Origin of the sequence: Rheinheimera sp. 4Y26 (assembly GCF_025245835.1) — a bacterium.
Taxonomy (GTDB): Bacteria; Pseudomonadota; Gammaproteobacteria; order Enterobacterales; family Alteromonadaceae; genus Pararheinheimera.
This window is the reverse complement of the sequence record NZ_JAOBWS010000001.1, coordinates 139,951-157,818: the sequence shown is the minus strand read 5'-3', so window position 1 is coordinate 157,818 and position 17,868 is coordinate 139,951. Positions and strand designations below refer to the sequence as shown.

The 17,868-nt window shown below is 50.6% G+C and carries 19 protein-coding genes; 12 read left to right on the top strand and 7 right to left on the bottom strand.

What is annotated here, in order from left to right; genetic code table 11:
* Positions 1-8: 8 nt before the first annotated feature.
* Together N3Z11_RS00605 and N3Z11_RS00600 are read right to left on the bottom strand one after the other, a co-directional pair.
* The gene (locus tag N3Z11_RS00605) at positions 9-644 is read right to left on the bottom strand and encodes a GNAT family N-acetyltransferase (RefSeq protein ID WP_260655196.1); all 636 of its coding nucleotides are present in this window, start codon (positions 642-644) and stop codon (positions 9-11) included.
* Positions 622-1,029: a hypothetical protein gene (locus tag N3Z11_RS00600; RefSeq protein ID WP_260655195.1), complete on the bottom strand. Its 408-nt coding sequence runs from the start codon at positions 1,027-1,029 to the stop codon at positions 622-624. The genes N3Z11_RS00605 and N3Z11_RS00600 overlap by 23 nt, the downstream gene beginning before the upstream one ends.
* Before the next feature lie 206 nt (positions 1,030-1,235).
* Here N3Z11_RS00600 and N3Z11_RS00595 point away from each other — a divergent pair, with 206 nt between their 5' ends.
* The 6 genes from N3Z11_RS00595 (at position 1,236) to N3Z11_RS00570 (ending at position 7,650) form a co-directional block, all read left to right on the top strand.
* Positions 1,236-3,311: a carbon starvation CstA family protein gene (locus N3Z11_RS00595; RefSeq protein WP_260655194.1), complete on the top strand. Its 2,076-nt coding sequence runs from the start codon at positions 1,236-1,238 to the stop codon at positions 3,309-3,311.
* The gene (locus N3Z11_RS00590) at positions 3,311-3,538 is read left to right on the top strand and encodes a YbdD/YjiX family protein (protein WP_260655193.1); all 228 of its coding nucleotides are present in this window, start codon (positions 3,311-3,313) and stop codon (positions 3,536-3,538) included. Before N3Z11_RS00595 ends, N3Z11_RS00590 begins: the two co-directional genes overlap by 1 nt.
* Before the next feature lie 43 nt (positions 3,539-3,581).
* Positions 3,582-3,899, top strand: a complete 318-nt coding sequence (locus N3Z11_RS00585) for a hypothetical protein (RefSeq protein ID WP_260655192.1) — start codon at positions 3,582-3,584, stop codon at positions 3,897-3,899.
* Between the two features lie 94 nt (positions 3,900-3,993).
* Positions 3,994-4,650, top strand: coding sequence for a DsbA family oxidoreductase (locus N3Z11_RS00580; RefSeq protein ID WP_409566845.1), 657 nt, complete (start codon positions 3,994-3,996; stop codon positions 4,648-4,650).
* A gap of 33 nt (positions 4,651-4,683) precedes the next feature.
* The gene (locus N3Z11_RS00575; protein ID WP_260655191.1) at positions 4,684-5,637 is read left to right on the top strand and encodes a M14 family metallocarboxypeptidase; all 954 of its coding nucleotides are present in this window, start codon (positions 4,684-4,686) and stop codon (positions 5,635-5,637) included.
* Positions 5,638-5,871: 234 nt separating this feature from the next.
* Entirely contained in the window at positions 5,872-7,650 is a 1,779-nt protein-coding gene (locus tag N3Z11_RS00570; protein WP_260655190.1) for an AsmA family protein, read from the top strand.
* Positions 7,651-7,741: 91 nt separating this feature from the next.
* Here N3Z11_RS00570 and N3Z11_RS00565 read toward each other — a convergent pair whose 3' ends face one another.
* On the bottom strand, positions 7,742-8,080 hold the full coding sequence (locus N3Z11_RS00565) for an FKBP-type peptidyl-prolyl cis-trans isomerase (protein WP_260655189.1): 339 nt from the start codon (positions 8,078-8,080) through the stop codon (positions 7,742-7,744).
* A gap of 291 nt (positions 8,081-8,371) precedes the next feature.
* Between N3Z11_RS00565 and N3Z11_RS00560 the strand changes: the two genes are divergently transcribed.
* The 3 genes from N3Z11_RS00560 to N3Z11_RS00550 all read left to right on the top strand — a co-directional run bounded on the left by N3Z11_RS00560 (position 8,372) and on the right by N3Z11_RS00550 (position 10,656).
* On the top strand, positions 8,372-9,253 hold the full coding sequence (locus N3Z11_RS00560) for a hypothetical protein (protein ID WP_260655188.1): 882 nt from the start codon (positions 8,372-8,374) through the stop codon (positions 9,251-9,253).
* Between the two features lie 97 nt (positions 9,254-9,350).
* Positions 9,351-10,013 carry an RDD family protein gene (locus tag N3Z11_RS00555; protein WP_260655187.1) on the top strand — a complete coding sequence of 221 codons (663 nt, stop codon included), beginning with the start codon at positions 9,351-9,353 and terminating at the stop codon, positions 10,011-10,013.
* 175 nt (positions 10,014-10,188) lie between these two features.
* Positions 10,189-10,656, top strand: a complete 468-nt coding sequence (locus tag N3Z11_RS00550) for a hypothetical protein (RefSeq protein WP_260655186.1) — start codon at positions 10,189-10,191, stop codon at positions 10,654-10,656.
* Between the two features lie 49 nt (positions 10,657-10,705).
* Here the strand turns inward: N3Z11_RS00550 and N3Z11_RS00545 are convergent, their stop codons facing one another.
* Complete coding sequence (locus tag N3Z11_RS00545; protein WP_260655185.1) at positions 10,706-11,977, bottom strand: acyltransferase family protein; 1,272 nt, start codon at positions 11,975-11,977, stop codon at positions 10,706-10,708.
* A gap of 106 nt (positions 11,978-12,083) precedes the next feature.
* On the opposite strand from N3Z11_RS00545, the gene N3Z11_RS00540 reads away from it, so the two are divergent.
* Together N3Z11_RS00540 and bla are read left to right on the top strand one after the other, a co-directional pair.
* Positions 12,084-13,001, top strand: a complete 918-nt coding sequence (locus N3Z11_RS00540; protein ID WP_260655184.1) for a LytR/AlgR family response regulator transcription factor — start codon at positions 12,084-12,086, stop codon at positions 12,999-13,001.
* Between the two features lie 167 nt (positions 13,002-13,168).
* Positions 13,169-13,960 (top strand): subclass B1 metallo-beta-lactamase, encoded by a 792-nt coding sequence (gene bla, locus N3Z11_RS00535; protein ID WP_260655183.1) that lies wholly within the window; start codon positions 13,169-13,171, stop codon positions 13,958-13,960.
* Positions 13,961-14,021: 61 nt separating this feature from the next.
* On the opposite strand, the gene N3Z11_RS00530 is transcribed toward bla, so the two are convergent.
* A complete protein-coding gene (locus N3Z11_RS00530; protein ID WP_260655182.1) occupies positions 14,022-15,002 on the bottom strand; it encodes a tetratricopeptide repeat protein in 981 nt (326 codons plus the stop codon).
* Between the two features lie 313 nt (positions 15,003-15,315).
* On the opposite strand from N3Z11_RS00530, the gene N3Z11_RS00525 reads away from it, so the two are divergent.
* Entirely contained in the window at positions 15,316-16,152 is an 837-nt protein-coding gene (locus tag N3Z11_RS00525) for a hypothetical protein (protein WP_260655181.1), read from the top strand.
* Positions 16,153-16,156: 4 nt separating this feature from the next.
* On the opposite strand, the gene N3Z11_RS00520 is transcribed toward N3Z11_RS00525, so the two are convergent.
* Together N3Z11_RS00520 and N3Z11_RS00515 are read right to left on the bottom strand one after the other, a co-directional pair.
* The gene (locus tag N3Z11_RS00520) at positions 16,157-16,765 is read right to left on the bottom strand and encodes a response regulator transcription factor (protein WP_260655180.1); all 609 of its coding nucleotides are present in this window, start codon (positions 16,763-16,765) and stop codon (positions 16,157-16,159) included.
* Positions 16,762-17,835, bottom strand: coding sequence for a sensor histidine kinase (locus N3Z11_RS00515; RefSeq protein ID WP_260655179.1), 1,074 nt, complete (start codon positions 17,833-17,835; stop codon positions 16,762-16,764). The genes N3Z11_RS00520 and N3Z11_RS00515 overlap by 4 nt, the downstream gene beginning before the upstream one ends.
* Positions 17,836-17,868 lie beyond the last annotated feature (33 nt).

Genomic DNA, 17,868 nt, shown 5'->3' with positions numbered 1-17,868 from the left:
CTGGCGTATTAAGGCGCCAGCTTTTTCTGGTAATACACCACTTCGACATCACCCAGCGGGTCTTTATGCAGCCCCTGTTTGACATAACAAAGGCCGAGTTTCTCCATCACCCGGGTGGAAGCTTTATTGTCGGGCATGGCAATAGCTGACCAATACAAAATGGCCGGATTAGCCGCTGTCACTGCTTCTGCCACAGCCCTGGCAGCTTCAGTGGCAAAACCATAACCCCAGCTCGATTGGAAAAAACGCCAGCCCAGCTCAACATCATCTTTTTTGGCGGTGCCCACAAAAAAATCCATTGGCCTTATCAGCACCCAACCAATATAACGGTCGGGCAGTGGTGCATAATCGGCACGGGTCTTCACCTGCCACAGGCCAAAACCGGTTTTTGGATCGCGGTAACTGTTCATTCTTGGCAGCATCCGCTGCCGGATATCCTGCATGCTGCTGATTTTGCCGCCATTGATATAACGCATCACAGCTTCATCCTGATCCAGTTCAAACAACAGCTCAGCGTCGTTATTGTCCATTAGCCGGTAACAAAGCCGTGCTGAAGGGGACACTGACACCTGGCTGATTGCTGCAGCGTTAAAGTCTCGCTGGCCGGAATGAGTGCCGGAATTATTGTCCGCTTTCAGGTCCATTTTGGTTGTCTCCGTGTTTTGTTTGTTGCTGGCTTTGTTGTTGGCGCAATTGTTTTTTCAGTTTGGCAATTTGATAAATCACCAGAGAATAACTGAGTAAAAACAACAGGTAATAAACCGGCATCATATCCGCTTGCAACACTTGCCCTTGTTGCCACAAAAAATACATCTTCACTTGCGGTAATAAAATACTGGCGAAGATTACTGCCAGCACTGAGCCACTTTGCACAAAACGGACAAAATACCAAAGGCCGAGGCTGAGTAGCACCAGCTGCAAATGCAACTCACCTGAATACCAGCTTCCAAGTGCAAACCATTGATAACCCAATGCGACTAAATAACTAAGCAAAAACAACACACTAAAAATACCAATAGCCTTTTGCATTGGGCACCTCAACTTATCGAAAACCGGCAGTATGCCTGAACCTCAGAAGGCCGCCAACGTCAACACCAGCAGTGCAACAAGCCTCAGCAGCACAACGTCCATCTAAAGGCCTGACTTGATTGACAATAAAGCACAGCCCGATACAAGATTGGCCACAAAGAATAAAAAACGAATAAAAAAACAATAAGGGTAAACAGGGAGTTTTTATGCAGCAGCGTATTGGCCATATTTTATTGTGGCTGGGTATTTCGGTGTTGGGCGCGTCCGCTGTGGGCGGTATAGCGCTGCACCGGGGTGAATCTATTAACGCCCTGTGGTTTATTGTCGCCGCAGTTTGTGTTTATGCCATTGGTTACCGCTTTTACAGCGCCTGGGTGGCAGCGCGTATTTTAATGCTGGACGACAGCCGCGCCACACCAGCCGAACGGCTCAATGACGGCCGCGACTATCTGCCGACCAACCGCTGGGTGGTGTTTGGTCACCACTTTGCTGCTATTGCAGGTCCTGGCCCACTGATTGGCCCTACTCTGGCGGCCCAGTTTGGCTATTTACCCGGCACCCTGTGGATTTTAGCCGGCAGTGTGCTCGGTGGTTGTGTGCAGGATATGTGTGTGCTGTTTTTCTCCACCCGCCGTAATGGCCGAAGCCTTGGTCAAATGGCGCGCGATGAGCTGGGGCCCATTGGCGGCGCCGCTGCCCTTTTTGCAACTTTACTAATAATGATCATCCTGATTGCAGTGCTGGGCCTGGTGGTGGTGAATGCAATGAAACACTCGCCCTGGGCCACCTCCACTGTGATTGCCACTATTCCTATCGCTATTATTGTTGGCATTTATATGCGTTATATCCGCCCGGGCCGTGTACTGGAAGGCTCTTTATTGGGGGTGATTTTGCTGCTGCTTTCGGTGGGCGGCGGCGGCTGGGTCGACCAACAACCTGTGCTGCGTGAGTTATTTAATCATCCCGGTTTGCCTTTGGCTTTTGGTGTCATTGGTTATGGTTTTTTAGCTGCTGTATTGCCGGTGTGGCTGCTGCTGGCACCACGGGATTATTTATCCACCTTTATGAAACTCGGCACAGTGCTGCTTTTGGCTGCCGCCATTATTGTGTTGCAGCCCGACATTAAAATGCCGGCTTTGACTCAGTTTGTTGACGGCAGCGGGCCTATTTTTGCCGGGTCCATTTTTCCTTTTGTATTTATTACCATCGCCTGTGGTGCTATTTCCGGTTTCCACGCGCTGATAGCATCCGGCACCACACCAAAACTGCTGAGTAATGAACGGGATATCCCGATGATTGGTTATGGTGGCATGGCGCTGGAATCTTTTGTTGCTGTGATGGCGTTAATTGCCGCTACAGTGCTTGAGCCAGGGATTTATTTTGCCATTAATAGCCCGGCAGGCATTGTCGGTGCCTTGCCGGCGGACGCTGTTGCCACTATCAGCAGCTGGGGTTTCCCGGTCACGGTAGAACAAATGGACGCTTTAGCCAAAGCCATGGGCGAAGCCACCTTATTTGCACGCACCGGCGGCGCACCTTCACTGGCGGTGGGCATGGCCAGTATTTTTGCCTCGGCATTTGGCGAGCACTTATTAGCCATCTGGTATCACTTTGCCATTATGTTTGAAGCTGTGTTTATTCTCACCACACTGGACGCCGGCACCAGAGTCGGCCGTTTTATGCTGCAGGATATGCTGGGTAACCTTTGGCCCAAACTTGGCCGTACCAGCTGGTATCCATCGGTGATTTTCAGCAGTGCTTTGGTGGTGTCAGGCTGGGGTTATTTTTTATATATAGGTGTGATTGACCCCAATGGCGGCGTCAATATCCTGTGGCCGCTATTTGGCATTGCCAACCAGATGCTGGCCGCCATTGCCCTTTGTGTCTGCACCGGCATCATTATTAAATCCGGCAAACTCAAATATGTTTGGGTGACAGCGCTGCCGCTGCTGTGGCTCACCATTCTGACCAGCACGGCAGTGTACGAAAAAGTGGCCAGCGACAATCCGAGGCTTGGTTTTTTTGCCGCCGCTGAAGATCTCAGCCAGAAACTGGCCAGTGGTGTACTGCCGCCGGAAAAAGCCGCAGTAGCGCCACAGCTGATTTTTAACCAACAGCTCGACGCCTGGCTGGCCATGTTATTTGCTGCACTGTTGTGGATCATTATTTTAGATATGCTCAGAATGGCCAGCCGCCATCTGCGCGGTTTGCCGGTGCCTGCATCCAAAGAAACACCTTATCAGCAAACCACTCTGGAAACGCCACAGGGAGCAACGGCCTGATGCCTATGTCCACAAGTTTCCAATATTGCCGCCAGCTGGGCCTGGCGCTGCGCTTAAAGCTCAAACAAGGCTGGGCTTTGTTGCGGGAGCTGAGCGGTGATGATGCTTACGAGCGTTATTTACAGCATCAGGCGCTGCATCATCCTGATGAAACACCTTTGTGCCGCCACGCTTTTTTTAAGCGGGAGCAACAGCAAAAATGGCAGGGTGTTAAACGTTGTTGTTAATGCTGAAGCTTGATTTTAAACACAACTACGGGCGCCTCTTCTAATGGCAGATTTATTACAACAGGCTGTTGCCGCCATTTTTATGCTGCTCATGCTGGGTCTTGGCCTGGCGCTGGCGCTCAGCCCCTGCATTATTTTGTGGTTAACGGCGCGGCAGTTTTTACCAAAACTCTGCCCCTGGCACTGGGCCAAACCCACGGCGCTTTGCCTGGTGTTATCGCTGCTGGTGATTTTTGCGCTTAATATCGAGCTGGAGTCTGGTTTGTTGTCGATGTTCAGCCAGCTGTTTATTTTGTCTTTGGGCTGGACCTTACTGCTGTTGCCACTGGCTATTTTCAGCCAATGGTGGCGTCAACGCTAAAATTCCTGCGCTCTGGCGCAAGGTCATAGCAGTAGCGACGGAGCACAGTTATGATCAGCGCCCACAGCCACAACCCCCCATTGTTGGAGCAGCGATGAAAACCATCCGGATTGATCTTGTGTCAGATATTGCCTGCCCCTGGTGTGCCATCGGCTTTGCCCGGTTACAACAGGCGCTGAAAACACTGCCCGAACTTCAGCTACAGCTGCACTGGCGCGCTTTTGAGCTGAATCCGGATCCAAATCTGGTACCGGAGCCAATTCTGCCGGCATTGAGTAAAAAATATGGCCAGAGTGAAGAAGCGATGCGCCAGTCACAACAGAACTTAATGGCGATTGCCGCAGATCTGGGGCTGAATTTTCAAAAGATGCAGCAGCGCTACACCAGCAACACTTTTGACGCCCACCGCCTGATGTATTGGGCTGCGCAATTTAACCGCCAGAACGAACTGGCGCTGGCCTTGTTTGAAGCTTATTTTGGCGAAGCGCAGAATATGGCGGAACCTGCGGTGTTATTAAGTTGTGTTACCAAAGCCGGGCTGGACAGCAATACAGCTAAAACACTGCTGGCATCGGAGCAATATGCCGCTGAAGTTCGCGCCGAGCTCGAGCAAGCACGGCACAATGGCATCCAATCGGTGCCGGCTTTTATTATTAATCAGCGGTATTTAATTTCCGGTGCACAAGAGAGCGCTGTGCTGGCGCAGGCGCTGCAACAAATTGCCAATGAGCAACAAGCGCCGAATTCATAACTTAGATAAAACAGTTATATTTCAGAAGGTTTTATGACAACAGAACACCCACTTTATGCCATTGGTACCCCGGGCCAGCCCTGGGGTGATGCCGAAAAAGCGTTATGGTTAAGCCAGCAACAGCAAAAACGCAGCTACCAGCAGGATGTAGTGACGCCTTTAACACAGCTGTTTGCCGAAAAAACTGCACTGGCAGAACAAGCTGAGCTGTTTCAGTACGGCAGCCTGGATTATCAAGGGCTTGGCCTTGGCAGTTATCCGCTTTATGCCGTTGCCAGCAAAAACTGGCAGGCCGATAAAACCACAGTGCTGGTCACAGGTGGTGTGCATGGTTATGAAACCAGTGGGGTGCATGGTGCTTTAGCTTTTATCCGCGACCAATTTGCGCAGTATCAGCCGCATTTTAATCTGCTGATTTTGCCTTGTATCAGCCCCTGGGGTTATGAAACCATCAACCGCTGGAACCCACTGGCAGTTGACCCAAACCGTTCTTTTATTGCCAATAGCCCGTCGCAGGAAGCTGCTGCCGCTATGGCTTTAGTGGTAAGCAAAGCACCGCAGGTGCTGGTGCATGTGGATTTACATGAAACCACAGATTCAGATAACAGCGAGTTTCGCCCGGCCAAAGCCGCCCGCGATGGCGTGGTGAACACCAACTGGAATATTCCGGATGGTTTTTATCTGGTCGGCGACAGCGACAATCCGCAGCCGGAATTTCAGCAGGCTATTATTCAGGCGGTGGCCAAAGTGACGCATATTGCGCAAGCCGATGAAAACGGCTGTCTGATTGGCGAAAAGTTACAGCAATTTGGTGTAGTGAATTATCCGAAAAAAGCGCTCGGCCTGTGTGGCGGCATGACAAATGCGCTCTATGTCACCACCACTGAAGTCTACCCGGATAGCCCCAAAGCCAGCCCGGCACAGTGTAATCTGGCGCAGGTCACCACCATCTGTGCCGCACTGGATTTTGTATTAAACAGAGCCTAAACCCGCTTTTGCCACAATGCCTGTAACAGGCATTGCAGAGGCCGGTTAGCAGCCGGCCTCTGCCTTTAGTGTGGTAAATCCCCCTCAAAAGAACCCGGAAAGAGCCCCAACCCAAACCTTTGGTTTGGCCGGATTGAACTATGCTGCGGTATCAGATTCTATTGCATAGATCAGGGCAGGTTCAGTCTGGCTTGTTATAACAAAGCCTGATCGCATTCTGCTTCGGAGGTAAAGATGAAAATAATCAAATGGTTGCTGCTGGGGCTCTTTAGTGTTGTCCTGCTGCTGACGCTGTATCTGACCTTTTGGTTCGATTTAAACGATATTAAACAGCAGCTGATCAACAAGGTTGCAGCACAAACCGGTCGAACCCTGCAGATCCAGCAGGACATTGGCTGGAGTCTGTATCCGGATCTGGCGTTGGAACTCAAAGAGGTCAGTTTGTCGCAGCCCGAAGGACTGCCTGGCCCTGCCATGTTAAAGGTGGCTGAAGCCCAGGCCGCTGTTGCGCTCTGGCCTTTGCTGGATAAACAAATTCAGCTGAAAAAACTCAAGTTGCACCAGGTGGACATCTTTATTACCGAACAGGGCAAACTCAACAGCTGGAGCGGCCTGACGCAAAACACTGACCACACCACAGCCGCCAGTACGGAAAAAAATAAAGAAAAAAGCGCAGAAAACCCGATGCTGCAGCAGCTGCAACTGGATGCGCTGGAGTTAAGCCAGGTGACACTCAGCCTGCAGCAGGACGGCAACAAAGCACAACAATTTAACCTGCAACAATTCAGCCTGCAGCAGTTTCAGCCGGGTAAAGCCGCGCCCGTCAGTTTTCATCTGACGGTACCGGATCAGTTGGACCTCGAAGCTGAAGCCATGCTGCTGTGGCAACAAAACAGCAAAACACTGCAACTGGATAAGTTTCAATTAAAAGGCGATGTGGCTGCAACGCCGCTGCAACTGCAAAGCACACTGCAGCTGGATAACCAAGCACAACAGCTGAAGTGGCAACTCAATGAACTCAAAATTGCCGACAGTAAAGGCAGCGGCTCAGTCAGCCTCAATTATGCCGGTAAAGTAGCGGCAGTGCAGGCAGAGCTCAGCCTGGATCAATGGCAGCTGCAAAGCGCCGAGCAAGCAGCAGATGCCAAATCAAACAACAGCGCAACACAACAACCGGATTTGAGTTTTTTAAGCAAGTTTGCCATGCAGCTGAAGTTAAACATTAAGCAGCTGCAACTTGCCAGACTTGAACTTCACAATAGCCAGCTGCAACTGCAAAACCAGCAGGGGCTGGTCAGCCTGAAACAAGCCAGCGCTGAGTTATATCAGGGCAACATCAATGCCAGCGGCTTTTTGGATGCCCGTAAGACACTGGCCGCTTATCAGCTTGATGCCAAACTCGCCGGGCTTGATATGCTGGCGCTGCTTAAAGCCGCTGCCGACATGGAGTTATTAAGTGGCACCGCCGCTTTGCAGCTTAAAGCTCAGGGCCAGGGTTTACTGCCACAAGACTTTAAAACAGCACTCAGTGCAAAGGGCGACTTTAACATTACCGACGGTGCCATTAACGGCATTAATATTCCGGCGCAGATCCGCACTGCCCGTGCCGCCTTTAACAATGAAGCAGCCCCGGATGCCGGTGAGGCGAAAAAAACCGACTTTTCCAGCCTGACCGGCAGTTTTACCCTGAATAAAGCCGTGCTGGAAAATCACGACTTACAACTGGCGGCACCGCTGTTGCGTTTATCCGGCACTGGCAATGCCAATTTGAGCACTGAGCAACTGGATTACCAGTTAAAAACGGCGCTGGTCAATACACTCAAAGGTCAGGGCGGTAAAAGCAAAGATGAACTGGCCAATATTGAAATTCCGCTCAAAATCAGCGGCAGTTTTAGCAAACCTAAATATCAGCTCGACACCAAAGCGCTGTTTGAACAACATTTAAAACAAAAAGTGGACGCACAAAAAGACAAACTGAAAAACAAATTGCTGGAAAAACTGGGTGGTGGTTAAGCCCGCTGTTTTAGCCCGGCTTTGGGTTCAGACTGAGGCTGCGGCATAACGCCGCAGCAGCTGCAGTTTAAAGCCAGTGCTGGCTCTGACCTTAATCGTCGCGGGTCAGCACTTCCAGCAACTCAATGTCAAAACAAAGGTCTGAATTGGGCGGGATCATAGTGCCAATTTGCCGCTCGCCATAAGCCAGATGGGCCGGCACCCACAGCCGGCGTTTACCGCCCACTTTCATGCCCTGCAAACCCAGCACCCAACCCTGGATCACCCGGCCGTTACTTAGCACACACTGAAAAGCCTCACCACGGCGATATGAGGAGTCAAACTCAGTACCATCGGCTAAAAAACCGCGGTAATGGCTGGTGATTAAAGCGCCGCGCACTGCCGCTTTGCCATCCCCCACCACCAGATCTTCAATTTTTAACTCATCCATCCAGGGCTCCTTGATCCGGTTAGAAAAAGCCGATTATAACCCGCCGGCAGCACCGGCTGAACAGCACAGAGCGCAACTTTAACGGGCTAGCCAGGACCATAGCCTTTTAAGCCGCGCCACTGTTTGCGCTGCTAGTCAGCACCCTCAGCCCAGAGCGCTACGGCAACGTTGTTGCCACCCTCAGAAAAAGTCGCTACTTTTTTCAGGCGCTGTTGCCGGAATGTGCTGCTGATGAACCTGATTGCTGCAGCAGAATACAGCGCCCCCAAACTACTATGGACGGAGGTTGTGATGAACAAAGTTGCTTTATTGGCGATTCACGGTATGGGCTCAACCCAAAGGGGATTCAGTCACGAGCTGGTGCAGGATTTAACACGCAAAATGAACAACTACTTTGCTGAATTAGTGGTGTTTAAAGAAGTGTATTACCAGCATATTTTGCAGAACAACGAAACTGAAGTCTGGCACAAACTGGCTGGCAAACTGCGCTGGGACGCATTACGCCAGTTTATTCTGTTTGGTTTTGCCGACGCCGCCGGCCTTGAGCATCGCAAAGAGTTACCAAACAGTGCTTATCAACAGGCGCAGCTGGAAATAGCACGTTCTTTGTATCAGGTCAGTCAGCAGCTGGGCAGCACAGATAAAGTGGTGGTGCTGGCCCATTCGCTCGGCTGCCAGGTGATGTCCTGTTATTTGTGGGACTCAGCTCAGGCCGCAGCCAACCCGGCCAACCCCAAAGTTGCCGCCGGCATCTGGCGAGATATTCAGCAGCACGCGCAGGCTATTGCTGGCAAAACGCAACTCACAGCGGATGACATCCAATTTTTGCAAGGCAAACGTCTGGCTTTGCTGGTCACCACAGGCTGTAATATTCCAATTTTTGTCGCCGCCCATAAACAATCCGATATTGTGCCTTTTGCCAAACCCAACAAAGATTTTGTCTGGCATAACTATTACGACAAAGATGATGTTTTAGGCTGGCCACTGGCAGAGTTATCACCTGCTTATGGCGAGCTGGTGACTGATATCCGCATTAATGCCGGCGGCGGTATCTTAGGCTGGATCAGTAAAAGCTGGAACCCAATGGCCCATGGGGAATATTGGGAAGACAAGGAGCTGCTGGACCCTTTGGCCAAACAGCTAACCACTTTGGCTTTAACCGGCAGCTTATAAACAACACTCATCGTTGGCTGGTTTAAACCACGGCCTATATGATATAACTTTGCATTCAACCTTTTGGTTTTTCTGGATATTTTAAAAGGACTTTTGTATGGAACCGACTAAAGCAGAATCGGATGCACAAAACGCCACTTTAGCGGCTGAAACAGCCAGCCTGAGCCAAAACGAACAGCTGGCGCATCAGGAGCTGCCTGCAGCACAAACAAATCAGCAACCTCAGTCTGAGTTGCCTGCCACAACGACTGAGGTGGCGGCCAGCGACGAGCCAATACATGCAGATGGCAGCAGTAAAAAAGGCCAGCTCGCCAGCCGCACGCATCGCTTGCTGGCGTCATTAATTGACAGTTTTATCCATTTGTTGGTGTTTATACCGCTGATCTGGTTTGTTGGACTGGAAACCTTTAAAAACCTGAGCCCGTTGCAAACCCTGTTAGTGTCACTTTATAGCATGACCACTTATCTGTTGATCCATGGTTACCTGCTGTATCACTACGGCCAGACGATTGGCAAGTCTGAATTTGGCATGCGTATTCAACTGCTGAACGGTGAAAAAGCCAGCCTGCAGCATGTGATGTTATGGCGTTATTTACCCATAGTGCTGATGACATTTGTGCCGGTAATTGGCCAGTTTTTGTCCGGCATTTTTAATGTATTGTTTATTTTTGGCAAACAAAGACGTTGCCTGCACGATTATATTGCCGGCACCGAGGTGCGGTATTATTACGACATGCCACAACAAAGCCCACCCAACTAAAACCAACAGCCCTCAGATCTGCACAACACAAAAAGATGCCGCTCAATACTGCGGCATCTGACCCGGAATCAACAACTCCAGATCCGGATAGTGCCAAAGCTTTGGCACTATTTTTGGCACAGCAATTGCTAACAAAAAATTCACTTGAGACAGCGCCGGCCAGGGACAGAGGGTGATGAAAACCAACATCAGTTTATTTGATACGCTGCAGCAAATCCGCAGTCAGCAGCACAATCGTCAGCAAAGCCTGCTGGCCAGTTATCAGCAAAAAGATAAAACCAAAGATCCGGTGGCTACTCCGGACAAAACGCCGGGCAAAACACCGGCAGAACCAGCCAAACCGCTAAGCCATGCCGATTTTAGCCAGATGAGCGCCAGACAACTGGGCCAGTGGCTGCAACAAAGCCTGAAAAGCGGCAAAATTGCGCCGGAGCAGGAAGCTGTGTTTAAAACCCTGATTTATTCCGCCACGGCCGGAGATGCCAACAACAGCGATAAAGCATTCAATTTCAGCGAAAAAGCACAACAAGGGCTACAAAGTGCAATAAAGCGCAAAGACAGCAGCGCTATGTTGTTCTGGGGCAATGCCGTACAAAGTATGAAAAAATATCAGGGTGAAAAATTGCCGCAGCCAACTGCTTAAGCTTGTGCTGCGGCCTGTCCGCTGTCAGACGCTTGCCAAAAGGCGCTAACTAGCCGGTTTTGACACTGTCTTTGCCCGTAAACATCTGTTCTGACAATGTTTTTGGCGCGATATTTTTGGCTCTTGATAACCCACAACACCAGCTTAAAAAAGGCACAGCGCGGATCAGCCAATAACCCAGCGCACAACCAGCCACAGTGAGCAGCAGTATCAGCCATACTTCGAGCCCAGCCGGAATAGCCAAAGGTTTTAACCAGCTGGCAAACACTACGATTAAGGTTTGATGCAGCAGATACCAGGGCAAAATGGCCGGACTGGCGTAACGGTAAATGGCGCCTTTGGGGTCTATCGGGCTGACCGGCCGGTTTAAATAACAACCGGCGTAACCCAGCACCGCCAGCAACCAGCACCAATGATTCAGCGCTACCACTGCGGCATAACAGAGCCTAACCAGCAGCAGCTCATCAAACCTTGCGGCGTAAGGTGCAAACACATCATGTTTATCCAGAATAATCAGCGCATAACACATTAAAGCCAAAGCTAAAAACCACCTTCTGTGCAGCACCAGCTTTGCCCACCATTGCTGTTGTTGTGCCAGCAGATAACCAGCGACAAAGACCACAAAATATTTGGCATGGTTATACCAATCATCCAGCAGGGCATGGGTAGTCGGAAAGACTTGCCGCAACCACAACCAGCTGGCCCCCAGCAACAACAGCACCAGCAACAAGGCATAAAAGCCGGGCAGCTGCTGCATCCAACGACTTTGCACCAGCGCATTCAGTGGCCGGCGCAGCAATAACAGCAGCAGGCTGTAACACCATAAATAAGGTAAAAACCACAGATGGTTCCAGGTGAGCAGCCCTATAGGGCTATGATGCTCCGGCAATAAGCCGGTTTGTGGGTTGATATACTGCCACCAGAATTGCAGATAACCAGGTTCTATCAGCTGCTGGCTCAGCGCTTCAAAATACACCTGAGGCGTGACCACCACAAACATGCCAAACAGCAAAGGCATTAACAAACGGCGGCTACGAAGCCACAACAAACGAGCGCTGCCGATGTGCTGCTGCGCCAGACTAAGCGCCATAGCACTGAGCAAAAACAACAAACTCATACGCCATGGGTTGGTTAAAATCATCAAGTCCTGCAACCAGCCATAGGTTTGTGCACTTTTGACATGCCAGCCCCAATCGGCCACGTAATACATACCAATGTGATACAAAATCAGCACAGCAAGCGCCAGAATACGCAGCCAGTCTAAATCGTAACGGCGCGCGATAGCTCCGCTGCTGTGCTTTGGAAATACTGTTTCTGTCATTTGAAAACTCCGGTTAAAGTAACAGCCGCAGTGTGCATAACAAAGCCGCCCGCCCCAAGGCGCAGATGGGTTGGTGGTGGTTTTTAGGGATAACAGGTGGAATAGTGTGACGAAAAATACGCAAGCCAGCCTGCTGGCGCGCTTTGATCAACATCCGTTGTGGTATAGCTATCTGCTGCTGGGATGTTATTTGCTGATCAATAACAGTATTAATGCCACTTCGGTCTGGATGGAGCACAGCCGCAACCCGCTGAATACAGTGCAGTTGTGGGAACCCTTTTTATGGGAATACAGCAGTGCGCTCAGCACTTTATTGTTGTGTCCTTTTTTGCACTGGATGTTCAGCCGTTACCCGATGCGGCTGAGCAATATCAGGCCCCTGCTCATCACCCATCTGCTGGGTTCGTTATGCTTTAGCCTGGCTCATGTCAGTTTGATGGTGGGATTTCGCAGTGTTGCCTATAGCCTGGCGCAACAGGATTACGGCTTTGGCCCTGTGCTTCGGGAGTTTTTTTACGAATACCGCAAAGATGTCTGGGGTTATTTATTCTTTTTTGGTCTGTATCAGCTACTGCAGTTTGTGTATCGCAGGCTCAAAGGTGAAGCCAGTTTGATCCAGACCGGCGATGATGCCGAGGCATCAGCACCCCCGGCAGCAGACAACACACCACATAACCGCACTCAGCCCACAGCGCCCCGGCATTTTCTGGTGAAAAAACTGGATAAAGAGTTCTTAATTGCCGTTGCTGATATTGAATGGCTGGAAGCCAGTGGCAACTATGTAAATTTACACAGTAAAGGCCGCATTTACCCGCTGCGCGCCACCTTAAGTCACACTATGGAACAGCTGGCCACTCAGGGTTTTAGCCGTATTCACCGCAGTTTTGCCGTTAATCACCATGCCATCGACAATATCAGTTATCAGAGCAGCGGCGACGGTGAAATTCAGCTGAAAAACGGCCAGCAGCTGGCGTTATCACGCCGTTATAAAGACGAATTACGCGCTAACTTCCGCCCGGGTTAACGGCTACCGCTTTTTGGTTTGAGTAAAAAACTTTGTGACTTTGCTGTTTTTTTGACCTGAAACAACACTGCGCCAAGAGCAATTTGCATTTAACTGTTATCTGCATTTTACTGCAAAGACTGACACCGGCTCACCAGCCCTGACTACTGATTTATATGGAGATGATGATGCGTACCTTCACCCTGCCTCTGTTTGTGTTATTGCTTGGCCTGCCGCTGACAGCGCTGGCGCAAACGACCTTATCCAACCACCCTTATGACAAAGTGCAGCAAATATCCCCCGAAGTGCAGGTGGAAAAACTGGCGCCGGGTTTATGGTTGCACCGCACCGAACAAAAACTCAGTAACGGCATGGTGTTTACCGCCAATGGCCTGTTATTGGAAACACCACAAGGTATCTGGATGCTGGACACCGCCTGGGGTTATTACCCCACAGTGGATTTATTACACTGGATTGACACTGTCCTCAAACAGCCGGTGGTCAAAGCCATCGCAACCCACGGCCATGACGACCGCGTGGGCGGTGCTGCTGCACTTGCTGAGCGTAATATTCCGTTGCAGGTCACAGCCCAAACCGCCGCTATAGTGCAACAGCGCGCCAAAACTGAAGACTTGTTATTGCCGGTGCAGTCGGTGGTGACGCTGGCTACAGGGGAAAAGTATCAGGACGGCCCGGTGGAATGGTTTTATCCTGGCGCCGGCCATACCAGCGACAATATAGTGTTGTGGCTACCACAATACCAACTGCTGCTGGGCGGCTGTGCAGTCAAAGCACCGCGTTATCCGGGTCTTGGCAATATTGCCGATGCCGATGTGAAAGAGTGGCCACACAGCTTACAACGTATGCAACAGGCTTATCCGGACATCAAAATTGTGGTACCGGGCCATGGTGATGTGGCCGATGCCACTTTGCTGAATTACAGCCTGGGTTTGATGGAAAAAACTACAACACAGCCCTAATAAACGATACCGTTAAAAAATGCTGTCACAACGCCGCTATCACAAAGCCGGTGACACCATGTTAGTCGCGACACAATAGTTCGGTATTGGGCAAGGATAAAACAATATCAGCAGGCTCCACCGGCACCGGTGGCGCCTGCCAATCTAGTTTAATTTTTTCTGCCAACAGCTGTGCCATCTGCTGCAAATTGACTGTGGTTAACGACGCCATATGCGCCTTTAAAGCGCTGTCTGATAACTCACTGTTTTTGCCGGAAAACCTCTGGCGCACTGCTTCCAGAATCAGCAGCATAGTGGCAAATTCCTGATGATCCGAAGCTTTTACCGCCGCCGCAATACTGGGGTAAAACCTTTGATACCGCTCCCAGTCTTCAATAGTCGCCAGTACATTCAACAGGTTAATGCCTGCTCTGCTTTGCGAAATTTTGTTGTTTAGCCGGGCATAACCAAAGCTGGCCTGGCGCAAAGCCTGAATGGCGGGTTCATATTGCCCCAGCCGCCAATACAAAGTGCCCAGATTGTTCTGATACATGGCAGTCAGCATGTCAAAACGATGTTGTTCTGCAAGCTCCAGCCCCTGCTGATAATGGGTTAGGGCACTTTTAAAGTCACCGGCAAACACTTCAACAATGCCCAGATTTAACAACAATTTTGCTCTGGATTCTGGCGGGTGGGAAAATTTATCGGCACACAAAAACCAGCTGCGGGCTGAATGGCGGTATTGCTGGAGATAAGTCACATAACCAGCTGTCATGGCAATATCACCGGCGGTTAAACCTTGTGGCACCAGTGCATCGGCCAACACCAACAACTGACGCGCCTCGTCAAACAACCCTGTTGCGGCATAAGCGCGGGCGGCCAATAAATACCAGTCGCGTTGATACCATGCCGGGGCCTGTGGCAATTGATTAGAAATTTGTTGATAGTTTTCAGCAACCTGCTGTGGGCTCTGCACAATCAGAGTTTTGCTACGCTGATAAAGTTCGGCGCCTGGCGGTTCAGCGGCATTCAGCACAAAACTGAACAGGCTGAGCCAGAGCATAAAAACGATGCTGCATTTGCGCACATCAACCTCAGATTAGAATCAGCCTTGTCCTTGTGGCTTACCCGCATATCTGCCAGAAGCATAGCAAAAGCAAAACGCCCCGGCGCTGCGCTCTGTCTGAGCCAAACCGCACTTTGGCCCAATACAGCTAGGGCAATAGGTAAAAGTCAGAGATTGCAGATCATCGCAAAACCGCCTGATGCGCTGCTACACTGCTTTCAGGCTGTGAATCAACTTTCTTTTCGCTGGATAAGTGATGCACAAACAACCGTTTTTATACTCAGATTAAACGCAGCCACCGGAGTGAAGTATGAAGTGGGTTTTGCTTGGCCTGTTATTGCTGCAATGGCCACCTTCTTTAACAGCCGAACCCATGGTGCTGGTGGATGCGGTCGCTTTGCTGCCGAAAAATACCGTGCCTGTCACCACTGAAGGCAAAGTGCTGGCACACATACTGTCGCTTTATCCGTCAGCTTACAGCACCGAAAATATCAGCCGTAACAGAGCAAGAGCCTGGGTGAAAACAGCCAAAAACGCTTGTATTCCCTGGTTAAAAAAAACCAAAGCACGGCAGCAGGATTTTTTATTTAGTTTGCCTTATATGCTGGAAGAACCGCTTCAGCTGGTGTTATTGCAAAATTCGCAGGCGCTGCCAAAACTACAGAACTTGCCGCAACCGGTACCACTGCAACAACTGCTGAGTGCGGGCAACTTGCTGCTTGGCATAGAACAAAACCGCAGTTACGGCGAAGCGCTGGACAAACTACTGCAACAGCATCAGCACAACAGGGCTTTGTATTTGCGCACCAGCTCCAGTGAAGATCAGTCCAGTATGATGCCGATGTTACAACGCCGTTTTGTTGATGCTTTGATTGAATATCCTGAAATTGCCAACCGCAGTGGTTTGCCACTGCGGTTTTTCTCTCTTGCCGAAGCCGAACCGGTCAATCTGGTGTATTTTGCCTGCTCCAAAGGAGAACAAGGCCAAAGGGTGGTCAATACACTCAATCAGATCATCCTGCAGCTTAGTCAGCAACATGCTTATCGTGATTTGGTATTGCAGCATCTGCCTGAGGCACAACGCCAGCAGGGTGCACAAATTTGGCAAGCGGCGTTATCAGAACCCGCAAAAACCGACACCAAATAACGCCTTACAACCAGCCACGCTGCTGCGCAATGCGGGCTGCGTCAACGCGGTTGGCCGCATTGAGTTTATTAATAGCGTCCGACAAATAATTGCGCACCGTACCTTCAGCCAAAAACAACAACTGGGCAATTTCAGCTGTGGTTTTACCTTCTGCACTCAGGCGCAAGGCTCGCCGCTCTTTATCATGCAGCGGGTTGTCCTGCCCCAGCGCCAGCATCGCCAGCTCAGGGGCTATCACTTTGCCACCGGCCATAATTTTATTGATGGCTGCCAGCAGCTCAGTGGCGGGTGTGTCTTTCAGCAAAAAACCATCCACCCCAGCCTGCATGGCTCGTTTGACATAACCTGCCCGGGAAAAGGTGGTCAGGATCAACAGTTTACAACGCTGTTTTTGGCCTGCTTGCTCCTGCTGTAAAAACTCAACCAGCTCCAGACCGGTCAGACCCGGCATTTCAATATCGGTTAATAACAAATCAAACTTTTGCTGGCGCAGCAGTTGTTTGGCTTGCTGGCCATTTTCCGCTTCCACCACCTGATGTTGCCCCAGCAAACTTAATAAAGTGGCCAGGGTGCTGCGCAAAATGGCCTGATCTTCGGCCAATAAAATATTCATGCGATACCCTGCCCCTTGTCTGGCTGTGGTGACGGCCAGCTTAAAATAAAACAGGTGGGAGCCAGTTGCCATTGTAAAGCCCCACCCAATACTTTGAGACGCTCGGCAATACCGGTTAAACCATGGCCTGGATCAATGGCGGTACAAACCCCATCATCCTGTAACCTCAGCTGCCAACCGCTGTGATCTTTACTGGCGCTGAGCCATAACTCTTTGCCATTGCTGTGTTTGAGCACATTGGTGCACAGTTCAGTCAGAATAAGCTCCAGCTCTTGCGGGCTGTCAGCAGCCAAAGCCGTAAAATCAACATCCACATGACAAATCCAGCCACTGCTGCGCAATTGTGCCAATAAAGCCGGCAGCACCACGTCCAGCCCCTGTTGGCGATAACCGCTGATAGTTTCCCGCACCAGCTGCAAACTTTGTCTGGCTACTTGTTGTAATTCGGCTAATTGTTGCTGAGCAGCTTCAGGTTGTTGCCGCTCCAGCCACAGCTGGGTCAACTCGGCTTTGAGCGCTATAGTGGCCAGACTATGGCCAAGTACGTCATGTAAATCACGGGCAATACGTTCGCGTTCCAGCTGCCTGGCCATTTGTTGTAACTCGGCATTGCTGCGCTCTTGTTGCAGATGATTATGCAGGCGCATTTGTTCCACCAGCCCGGACACACTGACACCAAGCACCACCACCAGCGCATAACCCTGCAACCAGAGTGACGGATACCACCACCAGAACCAGGCCGCCTGCCACAACAGCAGCAAACTGATCAGCAGCAGATAGCGGCCATTGCTGAGCCAAAAACCAATAAAAAAACCAACATAAGCAAACATTGCCATGCTGCCGGAATTAATGGGCGTGACCGCTGTGGCAATCAGCCACATAGCCAGCAATAAGGGCCAGCGCTGCTGTTTGTTGCCGGCGGCAATCCGGTGATATACCGCGATAAAAGCCAGCAATGCCAGCACAATACCGCCCCATTGCCACAGGCCAGTGGCTTGAATAAGTAATGGCGGTAAAAAATAAAAACCGAGGTAAATCAGATAACCCCAGCGTAATGATCCTGTCAGCATCTTGTCCTCTGCTGTTTATTCAATACCGCATGA